Source organism: Aestuariibacter sp. A3R04 (assembly GCF_018860805.1).
In the GTDB taxonomy this organism is placed as follows: Bacteria; Pseudomonadota; Gammaproteobacteria; order Enterobacterales; family Alteromonadaceae; genus Alteromonas.
Genome location: NZ_JAHKQR010000001.1, coordinates 123,254 through 149,126, shown reverse-complemented (window position 1 = coordinate 149,126; position 25,873 = coordinate 123,254). Strand labels below are relative to the sequence as shown.

22 protein-coding genes are annotated in these 25,873 nt (G+C 47.2%); 9 read left to right on the top strand and 13 right to left on the bottom strand.

The window, feature by feature from the left end:
- Positions 1-5: 5 nt before the first annotated feature.
- Together KO518_RS00665 and KO518_RS00660 are read right to left on the bottom strand one after the other, a co-directional pair.
- Positions 6-566, bottom strand: a complete 561-nt coding sequence (locus tag KO518_RS00665) for a hypothetical protein (RefSeq protein WP_252735705.1) — start codon at positions 564-566, stop codon at positions 6-8.
- Complete coding sequence (locus KO518_RS00660) at positions 567-1,280, bottom strand: SURF1 family protein (protein WP_252735704.1); 714 nt, start codon at positions 1,278-1,280, stop codon at positions 567-569. It lies immediately after the preceding gene.
- A gap of 27 nt (positions 1,281-1,307) precedes the next feature.
- Between KO518_RS00660 and KO518_RS00655 the strand changes: the two genes are divergently transcribed.
- Complete coding sequence (locus KO518_RS00655; RefSeq protein WP_216023885.1) at positions 1,308-1,517, top strand: DUF2909 domain-containing protein; 210 nt, start codon at positions 1,308-1,310, stop codon at positions 1,515-1,517.
- A 15-nt stretch (positions 1,518-1,532) separates the two neighbouring features.
- On the opposite strand, the gene KO518_RS00650 is transcribed toward KO518_RS00655, so the two are convergent.
- The 4 genes from KO518_RS00650 to coxB are packed head-to-tail and all read right to left on the bottom strand — an operon-like array spanning position 1,533 to position 5,772.
- Entirely contained in the window at positions 1,533-2,414 is an 882-nt protein-coding gene (locus tag KO518_RS00650) for a cytochrome c oxidase subunit 3 (protein ID WP_216023884.1), read from the bottom strand.
- Between the two features lie 19 nt (positions 2,415-2,433).
- Positions 2,434-3,024 (bottom strand): cytochrome c oxidase assembly protein, encoded by a 591-nt coding sequence (locus KO518_RS00645; protein WP_216023883.1) that lies wholly within the window; start codon positions 3,022-3,024, stop codon positions 2,434-2,436.
- 3 nt (positions 3,025-3,027) lie between these two features.
- Positions 3,028-4,635 carry a cytochrome c oxidase subunit I gene (gene ctaD, locus KO518_RS00640; protein ID WP_216023882.1) on the bottom strand — a complete coding sequence of 536 codons (1,608 nt, stop codon included), beginning with the start codon at positions 4,633-4,635 and terminating at the stop codon, positions 3,028-3,030.
- Positions 4,636-4,644: 9 nt separating this feature from the next.
- On the bottom strand, positions 4,645-5,772 hold the full coding sequence (coxB, locus tag KO518_RS00635; protein ID WP_216024377.1) for a cytochrome c oxidase subunit II: 1,128 nt from the start codon (positions 5,770-5,772) through the stop codon (positions 4,645-4,647).
- 535 nt (positions 5,773-6,307) lie between these two features.
- Between coxB and KO518_RS00630 the strand changes: the two genes are divergently transcribed.
- Positions 6,308-7,459, top strand: coding sequence for a serine hydrolase (locus KO518_RS00630; protein WP_216023881.1), 1,152 nt, complete (start codon positions 6,308-6,310; stop codon positions 7,457-7,459).
- A 52-nt stretch (positions 7,460-7,511) separates the two neighbouring features.
- Here the strand turns inward: KO518_RS00630 and lexA are convergent, their stop codons facing one another.
- A complete protein-coding gene (gene lexA / locus KO518_RS00625; protein ID WP_216023880.1) occupies positions 7,512-8,138 on the bottom strand; it encodes a transcriptional repressor LexA in 627 nt (208 codons plus the stop codon).
- A 93-nt stretch (positions 8,139-8,231) separates the two neighbouring features.
- Positions 8,232-9,047, bottom strand: a complete 816-nt coding sequence (locus KO518_RS00620) for a hypothetical protein (protein WP_216023879.1) — start codon at positions 9,045-9,047, stop codon at positions 8,232-8,234.
- A gap of 143 nt (positions 9,048-9,190) precedes the next feature.
- Between KO518_RS00620 and KO518_RS00615 the strand changes: the two genes are divergently transcribed.
- The 3 genes from KO518_RS00615 (at position 9,191) to KO518_RS00605 (ending at position 13,222) form a co-directional block, all read left to right on the top strand.
- Complete coding sequence (locus KO518_RS00615) at positions 9,191-9,622, top strand: DUF2177 family protein (RefSeq protein WP_216023878.1); 432 nt, start codon at positions 9,191-9,193, stop codon at positions 9,620-9,622.
- A gap of 107 nt (positions 9,623-9,729) precedes the next feature.
- A complete protein-coding gene (plsB, locus tag KO518_RS00610; RefSeq protein ID WP_216023877.1) occupies positions 9,730-12,186 on the top strand; it encodes a glycerol-3-phosphate 1-O-acyltransferase PlsB in 2,457 nt (818 codons plus the stop codon).
- Positions 12,187-12,229: 43 nt separating this feature from the next.
- Positions 12,230-13,222 (top strand): kelch repeat-containing protein, encoded by a 993-nt coding sequence (locus KO518_RS00605; protein ID WP_216023876.1) that lies wholly within the window; start codon positions 12,230-12,232, stop codon positions 13,220-13,222.
- Positions 13,223-13,299: 77 nt separating this feature from the next.
- Here the strand turns inward: KO518_RS00605 and ilvA are convergent, their stop codons facing one another.
- The 3 genes from ilvA to KO518_RS00590 are packed head-to-tail and all read right to left on the bottom strand — an operon-like array spanning position 13,300 to position 17,644.
- On the bottom strand, positions 13,300-14,829 hold the full coding sequence (gene ilvA / locus KO518_RS00600) for a threonine ammonia-lyase, biosynthetic (RefSeq protein ID WP_216023875.1): 1,530 nt from the start codon (positions 14,827-14,829) through the stop codon (positions 13,300-13,302).
- The gene (gene ilvD / locus KO518_RS00595) at positions 14,826-16,676 is read right to left on the bottom strand and encodes a dihydroxy-acid dehydratase (RefSeq protein ID WP_216023874.1); all 1,851 of its coding nucleotides are present in this window, start codon (positions 16,674-16,676) and stop codon (positions 14,826-14,828) included. The genes ilvA and ilvD overlap by 4 nt, the downstream gene beginning before the upstream one ends.
- A 35-nt stretch (positions 16,677-16,711) precedes the next feature.
- Positions 16,712-17,644 carry a branched-chain amino acid transaminase gene (locus KO518_RS00590; RefSeq protein WP_216023873.1) on the bottom strand — a complete coding sequence of 311 codons (933 nt, stop codon included), beginning with the start codon at positions 17,642-17,644 and terminating at the stop codon, positions 16,712-16,714.
- 448 nt (positions 17,645-18,092) lie between these two features.
- On the opposite strand from KO518_RS00590, the gene KO518_RS00585 reads away from it, so the two are divergent.
- Together KO518_RS00585 and KO518_RS00580 are read left to right on the top strand one after the other, a co-directional pair.
- Positions 18,093-18,704 carry a trimeric intracellular cation channel family protein gene (locus KO518_RS00585; protein ID WP_216023872.1) on the top strand — a complete coding sequence of 204 codons (612 nt, stop codon included), beginning with the start codon at positions 18,093-18,095 and terminating at the stop codon, positions 18,702-18,704.
- Positions 18,705-18,810: 106 nt separating this feature from the next.
- Positions 18,811-20,331: a YifB family Mg chelatase-like AAA ATPase gene (locus KO518_RS00580; RefSeq protein WP_216023871.1), complete on the top strand. Its 1,521-nt coding sequence runs from the start codon at positions 18,811-18,813 to the stop codon at positions 20,329-20,331.
- On the opposite strand, the gene ilvY is transcribed toward KO518_RS00580, so the two are convergent.
- Positions 20,306-21,175: an HTH-type transcriptional activator IlvY gene (gene ilvY / locus KO518_RS00575; protein ID WP_216023870.1), complete on the bottom strand. Its 870-nt coding sequence runs from the start codon at positions 21,173-21,175 to the stop codon at positions 20,306-20,308. The genes KO518_RS00580 and ilvY overlap by 26 nt on opposite strands.
- Before the next feature lie 154 nt (positions 21,176-21,329).
- Here ilvY and ilvC point away from each other — a divergent pair, with 154 nt between their 5' ends.
- Positions 21,330-22,811 (top strand): ketol-acid reductoisomerase, encoded by a 1,482-nt coding sequence (gene ilvC / locus KO518_RS00570; protein ID WP_216023869.1) that lies wholly within the window; start codon positions 21,330-21,332, stop codon positions 22,809-22,811.
- Between the two features lie 461 nt (positions 22,812-23,272).
- Entirely contained in the window at positions 23,273-24,469 is a 1,197-nt protein-coding gene (locus tag KO518_RS00565) for a hypothetical protein (protein WP_216023868.1), read from the top strand.
- Between the two features lie 6 nt (positions 24,470-24,475).
- Here KO518_RS00565 and KO518_RS00560 read toward each other — a convergent pair whose 3' ends face one another.
- Positions 24,476-25,699, bottom strand: a complete 1,224-nt coding sequence (locus KO518_RS00560; protein WP_252735702.1) for a multidrug effflux MFS transporter — start codon at positions 25,697-25,699, stop codon at positions 24,476-24,478.
- Positions 25,700-25,873: the final 174 nt, after the last annotated feature.

Here is a 25,873-nt window from a genome sequence, read left to right as displayed (position 1 = left end):
GCTCCTTAACCAATACGGGACAATTTTAAGAGTTTCTTCACATCGGCGAGAATGTCGCGACTACTTTGCACAGCTGCGTTTTTATCCTCAAATGTGGGATAGCGAAGCATGGCGTTATTCAGTGTATCCACTAACATAATTGAGCCGCTATCCTGCGGTAGCATGGCGTTTGATGCCGTATCATCAGACACCCTGAGTACGTGCAAGTTATGCTCATTTTCCAGACTTTTCAGCACAGTTTGATCACTGGTATCTGTGAGTATAACGGTCGCCTCAGCGCGGTCAGTTTCCCGTCCAAGGGCTATCCATACCTGATGTATGCTGTAAATGGCATTTTTGCACGCAGCATCACATGTTTCTGGCACAGAATAAACAATACGCCACTTGGGCTCTTGTTTGGCGAGTACTGTTGAAAAATCTCTCACCGGCTGCAGTAACTCGCCTTTATTTGTGGCGCCACTGTTAAACCACCTGTTGTCCAGCGCCAGCTTGGCAGCCATAACCGGAAGAACAAAAACAAGAAGTAAGCCTATTAAGGTAAATTTATTGCTTTTCTCAGACATCATTTATCCTTTGTTGTTGGCCCTGAACGAAAAATAACTCACCACCGCCGCTGCCACTGCCAACCCAAACCACTGGATGGCATAACCGAGATGTTTTTGTGGAGGCATTACCACAGGTTGCCAGTTTCTGACAAAATTGCTTTGCGCCGGCGCCGTCAACTCAACCACAAATGGCGCCACTTTCATCTGAGTTAAGCGCGAAATAAATCCAATATCCAGCGCCTGAATAACCGCCGGGAAGGGAGCCTCCAGCGAGAGTGTTTCCCGTACGACTGGGTTCTCTGATGGCACATTGATACGGCCATGGAAATGCTGGAAACCTGGGGCAATATCAACCGCTGGCAGAGTCCCCCGGAACAAAGGTGCTTTTACCCAGCCATAGTTGACCAGCACAATACCTTCATTGCTGACAACAGGAACTATAACGTCGTAACCAACCTGACCATTCTCAACCTGGTTGTCCAGGTACAACAATTTCTCTGTATCCGCTTTTCCGTTGAAACCCACCAGAAAGTCCCGAATGTCTTCTCGTCGGGGATCTAACTCGCGTAAAGTCATTGCCCCATCGGCACTTTTTTGCGCTATGCTAGCCAGACGTTGTTCTTTTTCATGCATGCGGTCTAACTGCCAAAATCCCAGCATGACCATACAAATAACAGCAGCGCACACCACGACTGCAATGGGGAGAGTGAGTAGCCTACGGGTAATTTTCATCATTAACTGCCCCCGCAATAGGAGAAAAAAATGGTTATAAAAATAATCCTGGTTTGTCTGCTGATTTACATGATTATCAATTTATTCATGGCCATGCGTGTAATGATGAAAGGCAACAATAACGGCGAGCCGATGAGCAAGTTCATTGGTCGCCGAGTCATGACGTCAGTCATTATTGTTGTGCTCATTCTCATTGGCATTGCCACCGGGTTGATCACGCCCAACCCAAGGCCGTATTAACCGTAATTTTCCCGTTTACAACACATACACAAACATGTAGAGCATGACCCACACAACATCAACGAAGTGCCAGTACCAGCTGCCAGCTTGAAACGCAAAGTGATTGTCCGGTGTAAAATGCCCTTTTAATACTCGGAAAAACAACACGATGAGGATCAGCGTTCCCAGTGTTACGTGCATCCCGTGAAAGCCCGTCAACATAAAAAATGTATTACCGTACACGCCCGACTGCAGCGTTAAACCCAGTTCCTGGTATGCATGGATATACTCCTCAACCTGCAAAAAGAGGAAACCAATACCCAGTAAAATAGTTACCCCTAGCATGGTCGTGAGTTGTCTACGCTTACCCTGTTCCAAACCCACATGTGCAAAATGCAGGGTGACGGATGAGATCAGTAAGATAATAGTGTTGATAGTGGGTAAACCCGCTGGACTCATTTCCTGTGTTGTGGTTCCCCCAGGTGTAGTCACAAGGGGCCACATGGCCTGAAAGCCCGGCCATAGCACTTCATTGGTCATCGCGTTATTAGACGCCCCGCCGAGCCAGGGGACCGATATCATTCGGGCGTAAAATAAAGCTCCGAAAAAAGCCGCAAAGAACATCACTTCGGAGAAAATAAACCAACTCATCCCTTGTCGATAGGAACGCCCGAGCTGGTCGCTGTATAGCCCCCCCATGGATTCGTCGATTTGGTTTTTAAACCAACCGACTAACATGACCAGCAGGGTTAGCAAACCCAGAGCAAGGATATGTACACCGTAACCCGATTCATTGTTGCTGTTTTCAATTACAGTATTGGCTGCGCCAACGGCAATGAGAAATAAAGCCACTGCACCCACAATAGGCCACGGACTTTGAGCAGGGACGTAATAACGCTGATACTCTTGTTGCATCATAACTCTCCTTTCTGCTTGCCTAGCGACTGCCGCTGGCAGGCTGACGTAAATAAGGGTTCTCTTTCTCGGCGAGATCAGCCGCGCGGGCTGTCACGTCATAAAGGGTGTACTGCAAAGTAAAATAGCTGATGTCTTGAGGCAAGTTTGCATCGACGTAGAAGGACATAGGCATCCATGCTTCCTGCCCTGCTTGCAGGGGCTGCTGATTAAAGCAAAAACACTCTGTTTTATTGAGATAGAGTGCTGCCTGCCCGGGGCTCACCGACGGAATTGCCTGAGCAATGATCTCGCTACTCGCGGGGTTTCTCACGTAAAACGACACGGTATTTATCTCTCCTGGGTGTACTTTTACGCGCCTTGTTTCTGCGCGAAACTCCCAGGGCATCCCAGTGTTGGTACGCGTAATAAACTCCACCGTCACTGTTCTACTCTCGTCTACTGCCACATCTTGCCAAACCGCCGCCTGATTTTCTGTTTTACCGTTAATACCGGTAATGTCACAAAACACGTCATAGAGCGGAACCAGCGCAAAACCAAACCCAAACATAGCTACGACGACCAAAAGAAGCCGAAGGGTTAAAGATTGATTTCGCGCCGATTGCGTACTCATTTCTTACTTCACAACCGGTGGTGTCTCAAACGTGTGGTAAGGAGCAGGAGAGGGAATTTCCCACTCCAAGCCTTCTGCGCCTTCCCACACACGGTCAGAAACGGGTTCGCCTACTTTTTTACAGGCTTTGATAACTAGCGCCAAAAATATGAGTTGCGATAACCCAAATGCAAAACCGCCAATACTGATCCACTGGTTATAATCTGCAAATTGCAGTGAGTAATCTGGTATGCGCCGTGGCATACCGGCCAAGCCCACAAAATGCATAGGGAAGAACAACACATTAACCGACACCAGCGAACACCAGAAATGCCACTTGGCCAGGGTAATGTCGAACATTTTTCCGGTCCACTTTGGCAACCAGTAATACACCGCCGCCATGATGGAAAATATGGCGCCCGTTACCAGCACATAGTGAAAATGCGCTACCACAAAATATGTATCGTGATACTGGAAATCTACCGGTGTGATGGCGAGCATTAATCCCGACAACCCGCCAATAGTAAACAGAACAATAAAAGCGAGGGCGAACATCATGGGGATCTCAAAAGTCATCGAGCCACGCCACATAGTGGCCACCCAATTAAACACTTTTACGCCCGTTGGCACTGAAATAAGCATAGTGGCAAACATAAAAAACATTTCAGCAAATACCGGCATACCTGTAGTGAACATGTGATGCGCCCATACAATGAATGACAGTAAAGCGATGGAGGCAGTGGCGTAAACCATAGAGGCGTAACCAAACAGACGCTTACGCGCAAAAGTAGGCACGATCTGAGAGATAATGCCAAATGCTGGCAGAATCATGATGTACACTTCCGGGTGTCCGAAGAACCAGAAGATGTGCTGGAACATCACTGGGTCGCCGCCACCCGCAGCATCAAAGAAGCTGGTACCAAAAAACTTGTCTGTGAGCACCATGGTCACCGCACCAGCCAGCACAGGCATTACCGCAATAAGTAAGAACGCGGTAATGAGCCAGGTCCATACAAACAAAGGCATTTTCATCCAGGTCATACCTGGGGCCCGCATATTAAAAATAGTAACGATGACGTTAATCGCCCCCATAATGGAAGAAATCCCCATTATGTGCACCGAGAATACAAATAATCCTGTGCTGTCGCTGCTATACGTTGTTGACAAGGGCGCGTAAAACGTCCAGCCGAATGCCGGGCCTCCGCCTTCAACAAATAGCGACCCCAGCAGAATCGCAAAGGCAAAGGGCAGGATCCAGAAGCTCCAGTTGTTCATTCGCGGCAACGCCATATCCGGTGCGCCAATCATCATGGGAATAAGCCAGTTTGCCAACCCGGTAAAAGCAGGCATCACCGCGCCAAAAACCATAATAAGTCCATGAACGGTGGTCATCTGATTAAAGAAATTGGGGTCGACAATTTGCAATCCGGGCTGAAATAGTTCCGCGCGAATAACCATGGCCATGGCACCACCAACCAGAAACATGATGAAAGCAAACCATAAATACAAGGTGCCAATGTCTTTGTGGTTTGTCGTGAGCACCCAGCGCATCAACCCCTTGGGCGCGCCGTGATGATGGTCGTCATGAACAGCGTCGCTGTCTGCTACTAACGTATCTGTCGCTTTACTCATAGCTCGCTCCTACTTACCCGTGGCCACTGCGTTGACGTCTTTCGGCTGAACAATGTCACCGGTGTTGTTTCCCCACGCGTTTCGCTCATAAGTTACAACGGCGGCGATGTCTTTCAACGACAGCATTTTTCCAAATGCCTGCATAGCCGTACCAGCTTTTCCGTTTAGTACAATGTTGATGTGTGCAGCTTGATCTTCCAGCACCATGGGACTTGCTTTCAGTGCAGGGAATACGCCGGGCAAGCCTTCGCCATTGGGCATGTGACAGGCAGCACAGGTGCTGTTGTATACCTTTTCTCCTGCAGTCATTAGCTCGTCCATACTCATGTTCATCGCCAATAAACGCTGCTCTTCTTTTTTCGCTTTTCTCACGATCTCTTCCTGAGCAGTCATCCAGGCTTCATACTCAACCGGTGTTTTGGCAACCACAACGACCGGCATAAAACCGTGATCCTTACCGCACAACTCCGCACACTGGCCACGGTAGATACCTGGCTCATTAACTTTGGTCCAGGCTTCGTTGATAAAACCGGGGTTCGCGTCTTTCTTGACTGCAAAATCTGGAACCCACCAAGAATGTATGACATCGTCTGATGTAATCAGGAACCGGACCTTCTGCCCCGTGGGAATAACCAAAGGACGGTCAACTTCAAGTAAATAGTTCTCCCCTTTCTCGTACTTGTTTTCGATTTGCTCTCTTTGGGTAGCCATAACCGAATAAAACGAGACATTGCTGTCCATGTACTGGTAGTGCCATTTCCACTGCGAACCGGTAACTAACACCGTCATGTCAGGTTCGTCGGTATCTTCCATGGCAATGAGCGTTTTGGCAGCCGGTACCGCCATGAAGATTAGAATGAGAAAGGGGATAACAGTCCAAGCAATTTCCACTTTCACGTTTTCGTGAAAATGGGCCGGTTTTACGCCTCTTGATTTTCGGTGCTTCACGATGGAATAGAACATGACACCAAAAACAGCCACAGCAATGGCCACGCAAATCGAAAACATCAGCATGTGCAGGTCGTATACCTGCCCGCTGATATCGGTGACTCCTTGACGCAGATTTAATTCACCTGCGCGCTCTGTTGTCGACGCCGTTTGAGCAAAGATTTGCAAAGGCAGCAGTGCAGCTGCCATTCCCCACACCCTTATTGCGTTACTTCTGCGTTTTCTCACTCAACACCTCCGCGATGGAGGATCATGTGTATTGCCATTTCACAAGACCCTGACATTGAGACCATCCTGGTTGTTAATTTTTATCCTGCATTGTTATTTTATTGTTAATAACGGTATAAGAATTAAACAGATTTGATGGTTTGTCTAGTCTTTCATTGAGAAATTAATGATTAATCTGCACTTGTCTTATTCCAAGACAGCGCGGTGACAGTGCTTGCAACTGTATTTTACCGATTGAATTCTGATTTATAGAATATTTTGTTTACTTTTTATACAAAACAGTAACATCATTGCGTTGCTAAATGTCGTGATAGGCAAATCACCATCTTTGCGAAAAGAGACAGGAATATGAAAGATTTACTATTAAAAAGCGCAATGCGGCTTTAGTTTTGTTGGCAATAGCCTGTTTTAGTACATTGACTAATAAGAGCCTGTTGGTTTTGCATTTTGTTATGGCTGCTGTAGGCTACTACTTTCCCCTATAAGGACAAGGCTTTTGAAACCGTTACTTTTCTTAATTGTTGCTATTGCGCCCCTACTTTCTTTTTCAGGCATTGCAGATGATGCGGTTAATCAAGAGCTCGATACTTTATTCAAGCGCGCCGTGGCCCATGATACAGTGCCAGGTATAACCGTTGCGGTAGGCGATAATTCCGGGCACTTGTTCATCGGGGCATATGGCTTTGCCGATGTTGAAAACAATATCCCCATGACGCCGCTGCACAAGGTGAGAATTGGCAGTGTCTCAAAGCTCATTGCTACTGCCGGACTGATGCGGCTAAAAGAACAAAACAAGATTGACTTAGACGCTCCAATAAGAGGCTATGCACCAGCTTGGCCAGAGAATAAACCCACTATCACGCTTCGGCAACTTACCTCTCATACTGCTGGTATTCGTCACTATAAAGAGGGAGCCAATGAATTCATGCTAAATAAACAGTTTGACAGTATCAATGACGCTTTGGCCCTTTTCAAGAACGATCCGCTCTTGTTCTTCCCAGGCAACGACCACTCCTATTCTACCTTTAGCTGGACACTGGTAAGCGCCGCAATGGAAGGTGCAGACAAAGGGCGTAATTTCAGACAAATCATCGAGCAGGAAGTGTTTTCTCCGCTGAAACTTGAGAACACGGCGTTTGATGATCAGTATTCGATTATCCCGCATCGTGCCAGGCCCTATATCGTCGATGACAACTCGTTAATGAACGCGCCCCAAACCGATCACAGCTACAAATGGGCCGGAGGCGGCTTTATTTCTACGCCCTCAGATATCGTAAAATTTGCCGTTGCTCATGTAGTTACCGATTACCTGTCTATGGAAACGACATCAGAAATGTTCACCAAAGCGAAGTTAAATAGTGGAGAAAACGTTAATTTTGGTATTGGTTGGGTTGTGGGTTTTGACGACTACATAAAACGGGAAAAATATCAGCAGAATTCGCGGGCACAAGCACTCATGGCTGCTATGCCCCGGGCTGTTATGCACTCCGGCGGCAGCATGGGAGGAACCACGATGACAATCTTATGCACAGAACACAATCGCGCAGTGACTGTGGTTAAAAACGTTAGTGGTGACGACAAGGCCGATATATTTTTACTGGCGCTGGAAGCCCTTAGTGCTTACCACCGACTATCTTCTAGCTATTAAAAAAGACAGCGTATGCTGCCTTTTTTCGAGTTGCTTACCAAGACATAGATTGCTACATCCAGTCGGCATTGCGAATAACGCCTACAGCCAACCCTTCGATGTTAAAAGGCTCAGAGGCTAAATCGACTTTAATGGTATTGAACTCGTCATTTTCAGCATGTAACCACACTTCACGGCCTTTTTTCTCCAGACGCTTCACGGTGACGTCTTCATCTACCCGAGCCACAACAACCTGTCCGTTGTGAACATCGGTTGTTCTGTGCACTGCCAACAAATCACCATCAAGGATGCCGATATCTTTCATACTCATGCCATTTACTCGCAAAAGGAAATCTGCACGCGGATGGAAGAGATCAGGATCAACTTTATAGTGCATCTCTACGTGTTCCTGAGCCAGGATCGGCTCACCTGCCGCTACCCTGCCAATAAGTGGCAAGCCTGCATCGTCGTCGTTATCAGCCTCTAATGGAATATTGAGTTTAATACCGCGGGATGTACCGGCAAGGATCTCAATAACCCCTTTTCTGGCTAGTGCTTTCAAATGCTCTTCTGCAGCATTAGCAGAACGAAAACCTAATTGTTTGGCGATTTCAGCACGGGTGGGCGGCATGCCCGTTTCCAGCATGGTGGTTTTAATGAGTTCTAAAACTTCCGTTTGTCGAGGAGTAAGTGGACGCATAAACAGCCTGTTTTTCTATACAGTTTCTGTAAGTATATACAGTTCAGTGTTTTACACAAGCAAAAAACCAGTTAAGTCTGCCGTAAGGCCCCGCTAGACCTCATCATCAGAGTCATTACTTTTTTTTGCGCCCGGTGGTGCAACAATATGGTGCGACGTAACTCCGGCAGGATACAACCAACTGCGCCGAAAGGTGGTTTTTACTTCAGCAGAAGAAAAACCCGCATTGTATACAATGTGTTTTAGTGATCGGTGGGAGTAGCATCGCAAGTTAGAGACGAAGCCGTCCCACAGCAACATAACCGGAACAATGGGAATAAGATACGTAAATACTGCGGTTATCAGCAATTGCCTGCGCTCTGTAATAAAGGGCAGTAGTATCATCGCAATCAAAGGGCCAAACAACATGGAAAGGTAACTCACAAAAGCGTTGTCACAATACTCTAGTACCAAGATGTCGTCACCATGAGACAAATTAAGTTTGCAGATTTGTGCCACCTGCTCGTCATCGAAGTGATGAAAGGCATTGATAAAGATTTTCGGGCAACGGAAATCGGGGTTGTCCATGAGCACATCAATAGACTGCTCCAGGTAGTGGATACGCGGGTCGCCAAGGCTATTAATGTGTTCCCTGAATTCCGGATTTTTGTGGATCATAAAATCCGAAAGGTAGAACTTGATATCCCGCTGCTGCATTTCCTTTATTAATAGCGCGTCTACATAACCGCTTCCAGCGCAGGGGTCGAGCACTTTTCCGCCGGACTTCTCAACAAAGGCATTGAGTTCCGGCAGCCAGAGTTTGTGGTAGCCAAAGATTTTATACAACGCCCCCATGAAGCGGCGCAGAAACGCATGGTAAAATTCGGGCACCCAGAATAAATCGCCGAATTCGAATAGTTTTTTTTGCATACTGACCCCGTTTTATCCTTTTTACCGTTTACCACCGCCCGGTGATCGCGGTCGGGAATAATTCAATTATGGTCCAAGTTTGAGACAAAGCACGATATCCTTGCAACTAAACTGAACTTTTGTTGTGTATTGCGCGTTTCTTTATGAACATATCTGTTAAAGCTAATCTCGCTGCTTATTTTGTTGTACTGGCTCTGTTCGCTGTTCTCGACGGCTTTTGGCTGGGCGTTCTCGCTATGCCCTGGTATCAGACAGCCTTTGATGGGTTGCTGAGGGAAGAGTTCATAACATGGCCATGGCTTGTATTCTACTTGCTTTATTGCGCGTCTATCGTCTTTCTTGCTATACGTCCTTATGCGGGGCAAAACCTGATCCGCACCTGCGAGGCGGGGTTCGTGTTAGGTGCTACCGCCTATGGAACTTATAACCTCACCTGCTACTCTATACTGATTCATTGGCCATTGACGATGACAATCATTGACTGGATATGGGGAACATGCGCAACTACGGTACTGGCCGCTGCCGGCGGGTGGACGATGAAAAAAATTCATCGAACTGTCACGTTACCATCGTGACAGTTCCTTGCGTAAACACTATCATTACTTCCCCATCTAAGATCAACGGGATCGTCGTAGATTTGTGTTAAACTACGCCGGTTATCACAATACAGGATTCTTTTTACATGTCGTGGATGCGCAAAACGCTTTTGTCGGTGTTTCATTATCCCGTAAAGCTTTTAGTCAAAGACCACAGTATTCCAGCCAACGTCGAGTCTGAGCTGGGTATAGACAGAAGTAAGCCTATTATTTATCTGTTACCGACTAATTCCGTCACTGATCAACTTGCCTTGCGTATGGCAACACAAAGGTTAGGATTACCCAGCCCTACAGCAGAGATCTCGGTTGCAGGGAAAACTTATCCCAGTAGTCTGTTTTTACGTAAAACAGAACCCCTGTTTGTGAAAACTGCCTCTCATACCGATGTGGATGCTGTGTTTTCCAGTTTATTCCACCTCCATCGAGACCATGACGATGTCGACGTTCAAGTAGTGCCTGTATTTGTCTCTTGGGGCCGGGCCCCAGGCAAAGGCACTCCGGGTTTAAGTGATCTGATTGCCCATCACGCCTCACCAAGTTGGCTGAGAAAATTGTTTATTGTTCTGTTTTTGGGACGTGACAATTTCATCAACTTTAGCAAAGCAGTCTCTGCTCGTGAAATGTCAACCCAACGGGGTAGTGACGAATCTATCGCGCACAAACTCGTACGCGTAGCAAGCACTCACTTTCATAGGAAGCGCCAGAGTATGACTGGCCCAACGTTGCTCGAACGCCAAGAATTGTACAACGCCATCCTCGGTTCAGAGAGCGTGAAGGAAGCTATGTATGAATCACAGCATTCGAAGAGAGGCAAAAAGAAGGGCGAGGACCCTAGGGAAACAGCTAAGGTCTACATCAACGAAATTGCTGCCGACTATCGCGAAGGGTTAATTCGCTTCGGCGATCGCATCCTAACACGTATCTGGAATAAAATTTACAACGGCATTAGCGTTGGTCACGCCGAGCGCATTCGCGAATTAGCCGCCAATGGCCACGAAATTATTTATGTCCCCTGCCATCGCAGCCATATGGACTATATGCTGCTGACCTATGTAATTTATCACGAAGGCATGGTAACCCCCCATATCGCTGCCGGAATCAATCTTAACTTTTGGCCAGCAGGCCCTATTTTTCGTCGCAGTGGCGCATTTTTCCTACGACGTAGTTTTGCCGGAAACCAGCTGTATACAGCCGTGTTCAGAGAATATCTGGAATTGCTGTTTAACAAGGGCTACTCGGTAAAGTATTACCCCGAAGGCGGACGCAGCAGAACAGGGCGTTTGATACCGCCGAAAACCGGTATGCTGGCGATGACCATGCAAGCCGTGCTCAAAGGCGTAAAGCGCCCGGTGAGTATCGTGCCCGTATACATTGGTTATGAAAACGTTATGGAGGTGAAAAGCTATTTAAGCGAACTGAAAGGCAGTGGAAAGAAAAAAGAGTCGAATCTTCAGGTTTTCTCCGCGATTAGAAAATTGCGCGATTATGGACATGGTTATGTCAACTTCGGCGCACCTATTCACTTAAATCAGTTCCTTGAACAAAGCGTGCCAAACTGGCGGGAAACACTACCTGCCGATATGGATAAAAAACCTGCGTGGCTGACACCTATGGTTAATGAACTCGCCAATGAGGTGATGTTACGCATTAATCGCAATGCTGCAATTAATGGCATGGCATTGGTGTCTTTATGTCTGTTGTCGTCTAAAACGCAAACCATGACGGAAAAAGAACTCATCCGTGCCATGGGAAATTATTTGACATTGCTCAAGCAAGCACCTTATTCCGAGGACGCCACAATCCCCGACGTGAACGCCAAAACCATGCTTGAGGAAACTTTGGCGCTAAAACGATTCAACGTATCTCAGGACGGTTACGGAACATTGGTAGCGCCGTTAAAAGACGCAGCAGTTTATTTAACGTATTACCGCAACAACATTCTGCATTTATTTGCGTTGCCAGGGGTTATTCAGGCTGCGGTTTTCTCTCGTCCAAGCATACATCGCCACGAAGTATTACGACTAATGGCAGCGCTATACCCGCTGTTGCAAAAAGAGTTGTTTATCTACATGACACAAGATGCCGCGCTTACTTATACCGATGAACTCATCAATACCATGATAGAACAGGGTTTATTAATATGTCAGGACAGCGGTGAACTGTTCCCGCCACCATCTTCAGAAAGGGCATTCCACTCTGCATGGTTGCTAAGCCGGTGCATGCAGGAAACCTTTCAACGCTACGCCGTTGTACTGACTATCATGGCTCGTGAACGAGTGATCAGTCGCAATAACCTTGAAAGAACGAGTCGTCAGGTAGCAGAGCGTTTATCTACCCTCTATGGTATGAACTCGCCGGAGTTCTTCGACAAAAACGTACTATCCAGTTTTATTTCTGCATTGCGAGAAAACCACTGGATTGATTCTACCGAAGACGGCAGTTTAAAGTACTGTGAAGAGTCAGATGCACTACGACAGGATGTTTTGACACTGGTATGGCCTGAAATTACCCAACATCTGCAAAATGTAGACGCTCAGTGCTAGTTCGTTAAGAGCCAGACAACTTTCACTTATATAAGGAATAATTGTGTTTAAAGGAATAATTAAAGTAGCCGCAACCTTAACAACGATATTTGGGTTTCTGATTGGTACCAGCGGATGTTCCAGCACCGCAACCAAGTCTATGGATTCATCAAGTCAGGTACTAAAGTTAGAATACCCCCGTTATGCTGCTGGTGTTACAGCCGATACCCAAGCAATCTATGCTTTCGGCGGCAGCAATGAAAATGGACTGCGTGACGATATAGAAATAATTGATCTGGCAACTAATAATAGTCAGGTACTTAAAGGGCATATATTGCCCCGGCGATACTTTTCTGCTGTCGCTGACGGCAACAATCGTATATTCCTGATAGGTGGCGTTTCCCGCTCTGGCATTCGGGCAAAATACGAAAACCGCGTGGAAATATTCAACACCGAAACCCGCGTTGTGTCTGAAGCGGCTCCCTTGCCATACCCAACTCGCATCAATACTGCGGTGCGTTTAGGAGATAAAATTTACGTGATGGGTGGGTCTCACTGGGATTGGCAGACGAAAGCGTTAAAACGAACCAATCTTATGTCGGTATACGATATCAATGCCGACACCTGGTCGTTTGCACCACCTATGCCCACCGGCAAAGCCACCAGCGCAGTAACCTATGAAGGAAAAATCTATGTCGCAGGAGGCTATACTGGCGAAGAAAAACTCGATGTATTTGAGCAGTTCGACCCTGTAACCAACAGTTGGACAAGCCTGCCTGCCATGCCGATGAAACTCAGTGCTCACACAACAACAGTTTGGCGCAACTATCTTTTATCTTTTGGGGACTTCGATGCACAAGATATTGTATGGGCGTATAACTTCACCACTAAACAGTGGCGTGAAATTGAGTTACCCGTAATGGGTGTGCGTCATAGCAAAGCAGTTTCCATAGGAGATACGGTTTACTTGGTAGGCGGAACACAAGGCACAAAAGGACCGGTTAAAGATACCATTCAGGTATTTACTGCAAAGCAATTAGCTGACGCGCTGAAGTAATCAGCTAATCGCCGCCTTACCGTGTGAAAAAGGGCGCTAATGCGCCCCCTTTTTCACACTCGTTAGCATCAACCTGCTTAAGACAAAAAGAAACGATAAGCCGGGTTTTGTGTTACGTCCTGATGTTGGTAATTCAATTGCTTCAAGTGCGTGTCGAAGGCCTCTCGACTTTCTGGCGGAATATCAAAACCAGCCAGAACCAACCCTTCAGCAGCCCCGTGATTGCGGTAGTGAAACAGCGTAATATTCCAGCGTTCCCCCAAGGTGTTTAAAAACTTCAATAACGCGCCAGGGTGCTCTGGGAACTCAAAGGTGAACATCACTTCATTGAGCAACGCAGGCGGCCTGCCTCCCACCATATGACGAACGTGCAACTTCGCCAACTCGTTATCAGACATGTCAAAGCAATCGTAGCCTTGGTCAGTCAAAGAAGCATTGAGTTCAGCAAATTCAGGCTTACCACCTTTGAGATTCACCCCCACAAAAATGTGGGCGTCGGAATCATTGGCGTAGCGATAATTAAACTCAGTGATAGCTTTTCCACCGAGCACCTCGCAGAACTGTTTAAACGCACCGCGCCGCTCGGGAATTTTTACGGCGAACACGGCTTCTTTTTGCTCACCTAATTCACAACGCTCAGACACATACCGCAAGGTATGGAAATTGATATTGGCACCACACAGAATGCCCCCCAGCTTTTTGCCTTTTATGCCGTGTTGCTTGGTGTATTTCTTAATTGCCGCAATAGACATTGCTCCGGCAGGCTCAGCAATCACCCGGGTATCATCAAAGATATCCTTAATGGCAGCGCAAATTTCATCGTTGGTCACCGTCATGGTTTCATCGACAAGGGTTTTACAAAGCCTGAACGTTTCGGTACCCATGGTTTTTACTGCCACACCATCGGCAAAAATACCAACGGAAGGCAGGGTAACAATACTCCCGGCTTCCATGGCAGCTTTGAAACACGCCGATTCCTCCGATTCAACGCCGATGATCCTAATATCTGGTTTTAACTGTTTTAAATAAACAGCTATACCTGCTGCCAAACCACCGCCCCCAATAGCAACAAAAACGATATCCAAGTTGGGATTTTGTTCAAGTAACTCTCGGGCAATAGTGCCTTGTCCCGCAATAACATCCGGATCGTCAAACGGAGGAATAAACGTGTAGCCCTGGGTTTCTGCTAGCATTTGCGCATGTTTACTGGCGGCATCGAAGTTGGTGCCGTGTAGCACAATATTTACGAAGGTACCACCAAAGCGCCGCACTGCATCAACTTTAATATCAGGCGTGGTTTCCGGCATCACAATGGTAGCGTGGATCCCTTTCTTGCGCGCGCCAAAGGCCAGCCCTTGTGCATGGTTACCCGCAGAAGCTGCAATTACGCCACTTTCTAGCTGCGCCGATGTCAACGTAGATAAACGGTTATACGCACCACGTAATTTAAACGACTTAACCGGCTGCTGATCTTCCCGCTTCAGGTATATGTCATTTCCCAGCAACTGAGACAACCTGGACATGGCAGACAATTCACTGTGAACGGCCACATCATAAACCGGTGCCAGTAATATCTTTTTTAAATAGTCGTGTTGGCTAACGGTCATATATCTTCCAGTTTTGACGGATCACGCACCGCACCTTTGTCTGCACTGGTGGCTAACAAGGCAAAGTTTTTCAGCGATAAAGACACCTCGCGTTGACGATTCTTCGGACGCCACGGCTTATCACTGGCCTCCATTGTGGCGCGACGATGAGCAAGCTCTTCGTCAGAAATAGCGATATTGATAGTACGGTTTGGAATGTCGATTTCAATTTTATCACCGTCTTCCACTAACCCAATACCGCCACCGCTGGCTGCTTCTGGTGAACAGTGGCCAATTGACAAGCCGCTGGTACCGCCGGAGAAACGGCCATCGGTGATCAGCGCGCAGGCTTTACCTAACCCTTTCGATTTAAGATAAGACGTTGGGTACAGCATTTCCTGCATTCCAGGTCCACCACGTGGCCCTTCGTACCGAATAATGACAACGTCTCCGGCCTTCACTTCATCACCGAGGATACCTGCCACCGCATCATCCTGGCTTTCATAGATTTTTGCCGTTCCGGTGAACTTCAGAATAGATTCATCCACGCCCGCCGTTTTAACAATACAGCCATCAGTAGCCAGGTTACCGTACAGCACTGCCAGCCCACCGTCTTGGCTGTAAGCGTGTTCAATGCTGCGAATACAGCCGTCTTTGCGATCAGCGTCGGCCTCATCCCAGCGACAATCCTGACTAAACGCCTGGGTTGTGCGAATGCCCGCAGGGCCGGCGCGGTAAAAAGTATTGGCTTTGTCGTTATCTGCTTTAGTAATATCCCACTCGTCAATCACCTCAGGGAGACTTTTACCTAACACGTGATGGACATCTTTGTTCAGCAGACCAGCTTTATTCAATTCGCCCAAAATACCCAGTACACCACCGGCGCGATGAACATCTTCCATGTGGTATTTGGGTGTAGACGGCGCCACTTTGCACAAATGGGGAACTTTGCGTGACAAGCGATCAATATCAGCCATGGTGAAAGGTACTTCACCTTCCATGGCTGCCGCCAACAAGTGCAGAATGGTATTTGTGGATCCCCCCATGGCGATATCCAGGCTCATGGCATTTTCAAACGCCTTAAGTGTAGCGATATTTCGGGGCAACGCAGTTTCATCGTCATTTTTATACCACCGCTCACACAGTTCAACCGCCAATGCGCCGGCTTGTTTGAAAAGGTTTTCGCGGTCAGCGTGGGTAGCCAGTAGTGAGCCATTGCCCGGCAAAGACAAGCCAAGCGCTTCTGTTAGACAGTTCATAGAGTTAGCGGTAAACATCCCGGAACAAGAACCACAGGTTGGACATGCGGAACGCTCTATTTTATCAGTGTCATCATCGCTAACACGGTCGTCGGCAGCTGCAACCATGGCGTCAACCAAATCCAATTTGATTAACTGATCAGACAACTTGGTTTTACCCGCTTCCATCGGGCCGCCCGACACGAAGACCACTGGCACATTCAAGCGCATTGCCGCCATTAGCATTCCCGGCGTAATCTTGTCGCAGTTTGAAATACAAACAATGGCATCGGCACAGTGTGCATTTACCATATATTCTACGGAATCGGCGATAATTTCCCGAGAAGGCAAACTGTAAAGCATACCACTGTGGCCCATGGCAATACCGTCATCCACAGCGATGGTGTTAAATTCTTTAGCCACACCGCCAGCAGCCTCTACACTGCGCGCCACTAGCTGCCCCATGTCTTTTAGGTGCACATGCCCAGGCACAAACTGCGTGAAAGAGTTGGCAATTGCAATAATGGGTTTCCCAAAATCGTTGTCTTTCATCCCGGTTGCACGCCAGAGCGCACGCGCGCCGGCCATATTTCTTCCCTGGGTAGAGGTTGCAGATCGTAACTTGGGCATAATACTTTCCCGTTTTTAAATTAATTGCTAGAAAATTACTTATAAACCGGTGTTAACCAGTTCCATTTGTCTTCAGTTTTACCGTTGAACAGCCCGAAGAACATATCTTGTACTTTTTCAGTAATAGGACCGCGGGCGCCATTACCTACTGAAATGCCGTCCACACTGCGAACTGGTGTTACTTCAGCTGCGGTACCGCACATTAGAATTTCGTCAGCTAAGTACATGGCTTCGCGGGGAATATTTTCCTCCCGAACCTCGTAACCCATTTCTTTTAACAGCGTAATGACGGTGTCTCGTGTAATACCTGGCAAGATAGCAGCGGTTTTAGGCGTGGTGGATACAATACCGTTTCTGATCACAAAAATATTCTCACCGGCACCTTCAGAAATGTAACCGTTGCGGTCAAGGGCAATGCCTTCACCGTAGCCGTGACGGCGGGCTTCCATTGAAATAAGCTGTGATGACAAATAGTTGCCGCCTGCTTTAGCACCTGTAGGAATGGTGTTCGCCGCCAACCGGTTCCAGGACGAGATCCCAGCATCAACACCACTTTTCAACGCCTCTTCACCCAGGTAAGCGCCCCATTCAAATGCTGCTATTGCCACTTCGGTTTCGGTACCAAAAGGAACGGCCAACCCCATGCCAATATCGCCGTAGTAGGCGATAGGACGGATGTACGCAGACTTGAGCTCATTCTTGCGGATGATATCCATGGTGGCTTCATTAATTTGTTCCAACGTGTATGGAATGGTCATACGATAAATTTTAGCGGAATCGAATAAACGCTTATTGTGCTCATCCAAACGGAATACACAGGTTCCTTTATCTGGAGTGTTGTACGCGCGGATCCCTTCGAAAACTGACGACCCGTAATGAATGGCGTGGGTCATTACGTGAACGGTAGCCTCTTTCCAGTGTTTAATTTCACCGTTGAACCAAATATATTCTGCTGGTTGCTTAGCCATGATTATTCCTTTTGCGTAGCAGGCGGCACTTTCGCCTGACACCGTTGAATTGGTAGTTAAATAAATGACAAGACATTTGCCTGAAACGAATGATACATGACAGTGGGGAACTGCCCAACTGAGCATCAGGGTCGCAATCTCAACTGGACAGGAATATTTACAGTGATGTCAGCATACTGACACACCTGCCCACACAAGGTATTGTCACTCTAATCGTCGACACAGAAGAGGGTAGCACTGCGTGCACGTTTTTTGACTGGATTTTTGATAGTTTCGGAATTTTTTGTTGTGCGTATGCACGGCGAAAACCGGCTGGCTGACCAGAATTCAGTATATGGAGGAAGAAATAGCATGAAACAGCGGAAAGAATCAAGTAATTTGCGTTGTGAAAGACAAGTTTTCTGAGCTTCGTCGCAAGGGGTCTTCACAAAAAAATCGGAATGTTGTAATGAGTGACTGGTTTCATTGGATAAATTTAGCAGGTGTAGCTGTCTGTGCAATTTCGGGCACGCTCATGGCATATCAAAAAAAAATGGATGGCTTCGGCGTGGTCGTACTGGCTTCAGTTACCGCCATCGGCGGCGGAACGCTTCGCGATATCGTATTAGACATTCCGGTATTTTGGGTTCAGGACACAGACTACCTTTTCTCTACCCTGGGCGCAGCCGCGGCAACCATTGCCTGGCTAAGGATAAGCCCGCGATTCCCCTACCACTACCTGCTGATTGCCGATGCTTTCGGCCTTGCTTTGTTTAATGTAGTAGGCATGGAAAAGGCACTTATTCACAGTGCTCCCATGTCGGTCGCCATTGCCATGGGCACCATTACAGGCGTATTTGGAGGGTTGCTGCGAGACGTTATTTGCCGGGAGGTACCACTGGTATTAAATGGTGAACTATACGCCATTACCTGTATTTTGGGTGGGTTGGCCTATGCGTGCCTGCATTACAGCGGCCTGGACAGCCAATTCTGTGCCTTGGTATCTGTAGCTGTGACGGTAGTAGTAAGACTAGGTGCATTGCGATGGCATTGGCAACTACCTGTTTTTAAGTCTGAATAACCCGACTTGCGACCAGTATTTCCGTTTTAGGCTCTCCTTTACACTATCCCCGCACTGGGAAGGAAAGTGTACAGAGTTTCAGTGAGCCATAGGGAAGGAGGGTAAGATGGGAATGGCTGTTGTCAATACTCGGGCAGGAAGCGGTATGGAGGCACCCTTGGTTCGGGTGGAAGTGCACCTGGCAAACGGTCTACCGTCCTTTCAGCTTGTAGGTATGGCGGAAACATCTGTCAAAGAAGCAAGAGACAGAGTGCGAAGCGCATTGATTAACAGCGGGTTTGAATTCCCTGCCAAAAGAATTACGGTCAACCTGTCTCCGGCAAGTATTGCAAAACAGGGCGGACAATACGATCTGGCCATCGCTATCGGTATTTTAGTGGCTCACGGCACACTCGCCGAAGCCGCTGTTGGCCGTTGTGAGTTTTTAGGAGAGCTCGCCCTTACCGGAGAACTGCGTGGCATTAGCGGCATCATTCCCGCGGTAATAGCCTGTCGAAACCATGGCAATACCCTTTTCCATCCACTGGAAAACCGGCGTGAATCAGCCATCGTCGAAGGCGCAACGCGCTACGCCGCTGACTCTCTCTTGGCTGTATATCTGCATTTATCCGGAACAGAACCCTTGGTTCAGGATGAAAACGCGCCGCTAGTCTGCCCGACAACGGCAAGGCAGGATGTATGGCACGGCATTCACGGCCAACATCAAGCCAAACGCGCGCTAATGATAGCCGCAGCCGGTGCTCACAACTTACTTTTTACCGGCCCGCCAGGCACAGGCAAAAGTCTGCTCGCCAGCCGTTTATTGCACATGCTGCCCCCTCTTTCTCCCGAAGAAGCGCTGGAGGTTGCCGCATTACATTCTTTAAAGCAAGGCGGTGCAGCGTTACAAATTCAAGCCACCCGTCCCTTTCGATCGCCCCATCACACAGCATCGGCGGCGGCCTTAACCGGAGGGGGCGCAAATCCGCAGCCTGGCGAAGTGTCTCTTGCGCATCACGGCGTGTTGTTTCTCGATGAGTTGCCCGAGTTTGGTCGCCGCACCCTCGACGTCCTCAGAGAGCCTTTGGAAACCGGCGAAGTGCATATTTCCCGCGCCTCAGCCAACGCTGTGTATCCTGCCCGGTTTCAACTCATCGCAGCAATGAACCCCAGTCCCACTGGGGATATTCACGACTGGCGCACACCACCGGATCAAATTCTTCGCTACTTGTCCAGGGTGTCAGGCCCCCTTCTCGATCGCATTGACATTCAAGTTGAGGTGCCTCGATTACCGGAATATCAGTTAAGTTTATGGCAAGATAAAGATGAACCCGATGACATTAAAAAACCGGGAGAAAAAGCGATGGAGGCGCGCAATAGACAATTACAGAGACAAGGCGTACTGAATGCGCATATTCCGGTTACACAACTGGCGGATTGCTGTCAACTGACAGAACAAGACCTCGACTTTATTCAACTGGCAGCGGAAAAACTCAGTTTGTCCATGCGAGCTTTTCACCGTACTTTAAAAGTCGCTCGCACCATTGCTGATCTAGCCGGTGAGGATCACGTGAATCGACACCACCTGGCCGAGGCGCTTGGCTACCGCGCCTTGGACAGTCTTATACAACAGCTGAGCTCAGGCTAAATAACGCATCTATAAGGGGTTCGTGCCGGCGAGCGCGCAAGCAGCTCAAGCCTAATTCGTAGGCTTCAATATCTGCCACCTGGATTTTAGACACACTGGAAGCCATCGTTGAATGATCCAGCACAACTTGGGGGACATAACCCACACCGCATTCAAGTGCAACCATACTGACAATAGCTTCATTTCCACCCACCGATGCGTACACGTTTGGCCGGATCCCATGCTCAGCAAACCAGTGATAGGCAATCCGCCTGGTAGGACCGTGTTCAGGCATAATCACCTGATGTTTGCGCCAATCAATTTGAGATAACTCAGACAACCGCCAGTCTCTGGGTGCGATAAGCACAAGTGGTACTTTGTCCAAAGGCGTAAACGTCATATCCGTAGGAAAATCCGGCGCATTTATAGCTATGGCAACATCGCATTCCTGTAATTTAACTTTCGTGTTTGCCAGGGCAGGGTCTCCGGTAACCAGACGTATATCCACCCCTGGGTAACGGGCGCGAAACGCTTTGAGTAGCGCAGGCAGATGGCTCTGGCTCGCGGTTACTGAACAAAAAACACTGAGCTCTCCTTGTAGCGCCTCGTTGTCTTCTTTTAATTCCCGGCGAATTTCGTCCCATTGTTTAAGTACTTCCGTGCTGAAAGACAACATTTTATGACCGGCATGAGTTAACACCACCGAACGATTATTCCGCTTTAAAAGTGTTACGCCACACTCATCTTCAAGCCTTTGAATGGCGCGGCTAAGCGTGGAGGGCGACACATACATAGCCTCTGCAGTTTCACCGAAGTGCAGACTGGAGGCCAAATGATTGAATAATTGTAGTGAACGAAAATCCATAACATTGCAAAAAATGAAATACTGTTTTGCGAATATATCATTTTTCAAAACAAATGTGTTCACGTATTATTCACATCAAGTCGTCATCGACGAGGTCATCGACTGGCTTTGCGCCCGTCGATAATGACTAGATTAATGATGTTCGGAATTTTTTATGGCTAATTATTTTAATACTCTGTCTCTACGTCAGCAATTGGACCAACTGGGTCGCTGTCGTTTTATGGCACGCAGCGAATTCACAGATGGTTGTGAATTCTTGAAAGGCAAAAAAGTCGTTATCGTTGGCTGTGGTGCTCAGGGCCTGAATCAGGGTCTGAATATGAGAGACTCGGGGTTAGACGTGGCTTACGCTTTGCGTCAGGCTGCTATCGACGAAAAACGTGACTCTTTTCAGCGGGCATCTGGTAACGGTTTCAAAGTGGGTACCTATCAGGAACTTATTCCTGATGCAGATCTGGTATACAACTTAACGCCTGATAAACAGCACGCCAGCGTAGTTGAGGCGGTCATGCCGCTGATGAAAGAAGGATCTGCACTGGGCTATTCTCACGGTTTTAATATTGTGGAAGAAGGCCAGCAAATTCGCAAAGACATTACTGTTGTAATGTGTGCACCTAAGTGCCCCGGTACTGAAGTACGCGAAGAATACAAGCGCGGTTTTGGTGTTCCTACACTGATAGCCGTTCACCCTGAGAACGATCCCAAAGGCGAAGGCTGGGATATTGCCAAAGCACTGGCTAGCGCTACGGGCGGTGATCGTGCGGGTGTTTTGGAATCTTCCTTTGTAGCAGAAGTTAAATCAGACCTTATGGGCGAGCAAACCATCTTATGTGGTATGCAACAAGCTGCAGCCATCTTGGCATTTGAAAAAATGACTGCCGAAGGAATGGACGCGGGCTATGCTGCGGCACTTATTCAATTTGGTTTGGAAACCATCACCGAAGCGTTGAAAATCGGTGGTGTCACAAACATGATGGACAGACTGTCCAACCCTGCAAAAATCAAAGCATTTGATTTGGCGGAAGAGTTGACAGATTTACTTCGCCCTCTGTTTGAAAAGCATCAGGATGACATTATCAGCGGTGAATTTTCCCGTACGATGATGGAAGACTGGGCAAATGGTGATGCAAATCTTCTGAAGTGGCGTGAAGAAACTGGTCAGTCTGGTTTTGAAAACGCACCGAAGTATGATGGAAAAATCACCGAACAAGAATTTTTTGATAATGGCATTTTGCTAGTCGCCATGATCAAGTGCGGTGTAGAAGTAGCCTTCGACGTAATGGTTGAAGCAGGCATTCTGCCTGAGTCTGCTTACTATGAATCACTGCACGAAACACCGTTGATTTCAAACACAATCGCGCGCAAACGCCTGTATGAAATGAACGTGGTTATTTCCGATACTGCAGAGTACGGTAACTACCTGTTCGCAAATGCAGCTGTTCCCCTGTTGCGTGAGAAATTTATGCCGTCAATTGATACCAGCGTAATAGGTAAAGGGTTAGGCGAAACGTCTAATCAGGTTGACAACCGCCGTTTGGTAGAAGTGAATGAAGCTATTCGCAACACTGGTGTAGAAGCCATTGGTAAAGAGTTGCGTGGCTATATGACGGACATGAAAGCCATCATTGGTGTGTAACGATTTCTGTCGTTAGGTGCTTAACCAAGCCCTCTTGCCCGACCATTTTGGTCGGGCTTTTTTGATCTCAGTTGGTGAGTAAAAGCAGAGGAATGAATTTACTGCATAGCAACTCCCACAGAGATTAGGCTTATTTGTATTTTCCCGCTTTCTCCATATTCTTTGTCTATAGTTTATTTGTCTTCTTTTAATGGCGCTAATCCCATGAGAATTCATAAATACTATTTTTCCTTTATTTTTTTTAAAACCGGCAGATAAAAAGAATAGGATGCAAGTCCACATTTGGAATCGCTGCGTTCAATAGCCATTTTCCTGTAATCAGAGTACATTCAAAATAGGCTAATGAATCGAAGCGTTCGCCACCAAAATGGTATTGATGGAATGGTCCCAATAGGCTTACCCACGGCTAAATGCCAACTTTATTTTTTGCTTTGTAGAGCCCCAAAAAACTGAATTACAATATGAAAAACAGAATTTTAAAGTATATCGATCCTGCCGAACCTGGTCTTGAAATTGGCGGTGGTTTTTACCCAAAGGTCTTTAAAAAAGACGGTGTAAATCTGGAAATTTTGAATCTGCTCACCCGTGATGAATTAGTCGCGCAAATTACCGAAAAAAAGCGTAAATTAAACTTAACAGGCGGTGTCTTCGACGACTTATCACTTGTCGAAGAAGTTGATCATGTATGGAAAGGCGAATCTTATGCCGAGTTAACAGGCAAGCCTAATCATTATCATTGGATAATAGCGTCTCATGTTATTGAGCATGTACCAGATTTGATTGGTTTTATTAACGACTGCGCGAGCGTGTTAAACAAAGAAAAAGGCGTCCTTTCTCTGGCTATTCCTGACAAGCGATTTTTGTTTGATCGGTTTAGAGCCCTTTCTGGTATTGGCTTTGTTATCGACAGCCATCTGAATGCATGTAAGACAAGTACACTGGGTTCGGTTATCGAAGCCGATCTTTATAGTGTCTTGCACAATGGTTCATCTGTTTGGCGCGGTGATCTCGCCGACGAGCAGAAAACATTCGAGCTTAGAACCCATTTTGACAAACCCAAAATGGAAGGGTTTGTTAGCTATATGCAGGAACAGGTACGTACTTGTTATGTCGACAGACACCGTTGGTGTTTTACCCCTACCTCGTTTCGCCTACTCATTGAAGATCTCTATCAACTCGGATTTATTGAGCTAAGAGAAATTGACTTTCAACACACCGTAGGTTGTGAGTTTTTTATGACCTTAGGTTTCAATGGCGAAGGCTTCAACACACCCAGACTAGATGCACTAAAAGCCATTGAAAAGGAACAGGCCGACTTCAGCTTACAAGACTATTTTCCCGGTGTGAAAAGGCTCGTCGACCAAGTGAATGAGAAGTGTATTGAATCTGTAAGTATATATGGCGCTGGTGTAATCGGCGACTCTGTAATTAACTACATAAGTTCCAACACAAATATCAAAATATCCAAGGTTTTTGACAGAGATAAAACAGGTAATTTGTACGGTTACACAATTGAACCCACTGAAGCGATCAGCAATTTGCCTGATGGACACTGCATTCTTATTGCAAGTCAAAGCTTTAAGGAACAAATATTACAGTTCTTTGCTTCACATTATGAAGAGAAAAACTTTGATTTAATGTGCTTTCATGAAGAGTAGTTCCGACTACTCTTCTGAAGACGCAATGCGCTGAGTCTGTTGTGCAAACTTGACACAACCAGCCGCTAGGGCGAAGAAAAACAAAAATCCCAGCCCGATGGGATACAAATTACCAGCGAGGAAGCTGTCTATGGTTAGGGCAATGGGCACTGAGAAAATACTCGACAAAGACCCAATAATAGCAGCGCCAAGGCCCGCCATATTCCCCAACGGTTGCATAGCCAGTGAATTTAAATTGCCAAACAGTATCCCGACAAAGAAAAAACCTGTAAACAATTCTGCAACCAGCAAAGTTAACGGAGGTAAACCATCGAAAGCAAAAAGCGTGGCAACGAATACAGCTGCGAAGCCAACTGCGCCCACTAAGGCTGCATTTACTAATCGGGTCATGCCAAACCGAATCACCATTGTGCCGTTAAAAAAAGACGCCAAGCCAATTGAAAACGCCAGTAACGCAAAAATAAGTGGGAAAAAATGACCAGTGTCGTAGTACTCCTGAAAAATGGTTTGAGATGCGCTCAGATAACTCAAAAAAGCACCGAAAATAAAGGCCATGGCAAACGTATAGCCCATAACGCTTCCATGAGTAAGTATGAACCGGCTGGATTCAAACAGTTTCGACCAGGTAAATGGGTTGCGTTTGTGCGCCGGCAGCGTCTCTGGCTGTCGGGATGTAAACCACACAGCAATACACAGCGACACTACCAAAAAAAGAGAAAAAATATGCTGCCAGTGTAAAAACAGCAGCACTGCCTGGCCTACCATGGGAGCAATCATTGGCACAAGAATAAAGACCATCATAATAAATGACATTACCTTTGCCATACCGTCACCCACGTACAAATCACGGATAATAGCCATCGCTGCAATTCTCGGCCCCGAAACCCCAAAGGCCTGGATGAGTCTGCCAATGAGCATACTAGTCATGTCTTCTGCAAGCATACAAACAACCGAACCACACGCAAAAATTACCAACCCGAGTAAAATGGCCTGTCGACGGCCACGAGTGTCAGAATACGGCCCAAAGAACAGTTGCCCAAACGCCATGCCGCCGAAAAATATTGAAACAATGAGGTGGGCGTCATGGGGGCTATCTGCATGCAAATCCTGTCCGATTTGATTTAACGCAGGCAACATGGCGTCTATACTCAACGCAACGAGTGACGTCATGAGCGCCATTAAAGCAACAAACTCCACAAGTCCCAGAGTGGGCTGTGACGTTGTATTCATGTTTCCTTTTTGCATGTAAGAGTTGGATGTCCGGTTGAAGGCAAGTTTAAGTAAGCCGCATTATAACTTACTCAGTGCCCAAATGGGGGGAAAAGCAGTGCGGTTTACCCTGTATTGTGTATTATTGGTGGCGCATTCCTACTGATCGTTTTGCATCGTTCTTACGAATACGAT

Excerpts from the sequence above, each read along its gene's own strand:
- KO518_RS00565 (WP_216023868.1), top strand. The coding sequence starts at position 23,273 with ATGAAAAACAGAATTTTAAAGTATATCGATCCTGCCGAACCTGGTCTT.
- coxB (WP_216024377.1), bottom strand. The coding sequence starts at position 5,772 with ATGGCAGCTGCACTGCTGCCTTTGCAAATCTTTGCTCAAACGGCGTCG.
- ilvA (WP_216023875.1), bottom strand. The coding sequence starts at position 14,829 with ATGACCGTTAGCCAACACGACTATTTAAAAAAGATATTACTGGCACCG.
- KO518_RS00620 (WP_216023879.1), bottom strand. The coding sequence starts at position 9,047 with ATGCAAAAAAAACTATTCGAATTCGGCGATTTATTCTGGGTGCCCGAA.
- KO518_RS00585 (WP_216023872.1), top strand. The coding sequence starts at position 18,093 with ATGAGTGACTGGTTTCATTGGATAAATTTAGCAGGTGTAGCTGTCTGT.
- KO518_RS00650 (WP_216023884.1), bottom strand. The coding sequence starts at position 2,414 with ATGATGCAACAAGAGTATCAGCGTTATTACGTCCCTGCTCAAAGTCCG.
- KO518_RS00615 (WP_216023878.1), top strand. The coding sequence starts at position 9,191 with ATGAACATATCTGTTAAAGCTAATCTCGCTGCTTATTTTGTTGTACTG.
- ilvY (WP_216023870.1), bottom strand. The coding sequence starts at position 21,175 with ATGGATTTTCGTTCACTACAATTATTCAATCATTTGGCCTCCAGTCTG.
- KO518_RS00560 (WP_252735702.1), bottom strand. The coding sequence starts at position 25,699 with ATGAATACAACGTCACAGCCCACTCTGGGACTTGTGGAGTTTGTTGCT.
- KO518_RS00660 (WP_252735704.1), bottom strand. The coding sequence starts at position 1,280 with ATGATGAAAATTACCCGTAGGCTACTCACTCTCCCCATTGCAGTCGTG.
- KO518_RS00645 (WP_216023883.1), bottom strand. The coding sequence starts at position 3,024 with ATGAGTACGCAATCGGCGCGAAATCAATCTTTAACCCTTCGGCTTCTT.
- plsB (WP_216023877.1), top strand. The coding sequence starts at position 9,730 with ATGTCGTGGATGCGCAAAACGCTTTTGTCGGTGTTTCATTATCCCGTA.
- KO518_RS00665 (WP_252735705.1), bottom strand. The coding sequence starts at position 566 with ATGATGTCTGAGAAAAGCAATAAATTTACCTTAATAGGCTTACTTCTT.
- KO518_RS00590 (WP_216023873.1), bottom strand. The coding sequence starts at position 17,644 with ATGGCTAAGCAACCAGCAGAATATATTTGGTTCAACGGTGAAATTAAA.
- KO518_RS00655 (WP_216023885.1), top strand. The coding sequence starts at position 1,308 with ATGGTTATAAAAATAATCCTGGTTTGTCTGCTGATTTACATGATTATC.
- ctaD (WP_216023882.1), bottom strand. The coding sequence starts at position 4,635 with ATGAGTAAAGCGACAGATACGTTAGTAGCAGACAGCGACGCTGTTCAT.
- lexA (WP_216023880.1), bottom strand. The coding sequence starts at position 8,138 with ATGCGTCCACTTACTCCTCGACAAACGGAAGTTTTAGAACTCATTAAA.
- ilvC (WP_216023869.1), top strand. The coding sequence starts at position 21,330 with ATGGCTAATTATTTTAATACTCTGTCTCTACGTCAGCAATTGGACCAA.
- KO518_RS00580 (WP_216023871.1), top strand. The coding sequence starts at position 18,811 with ATGGGAATGGCTGTTGTCAATACTCGGGCAGGAAGCGGTATGGAGGCA.
- ilvD (WP_216023874.1), bottom strand. The coding sequence starts at position 16,676 with ATGCCCAAGTTACGATCTGCAACCTCTACCCAGGGAAGAAATATGGCC.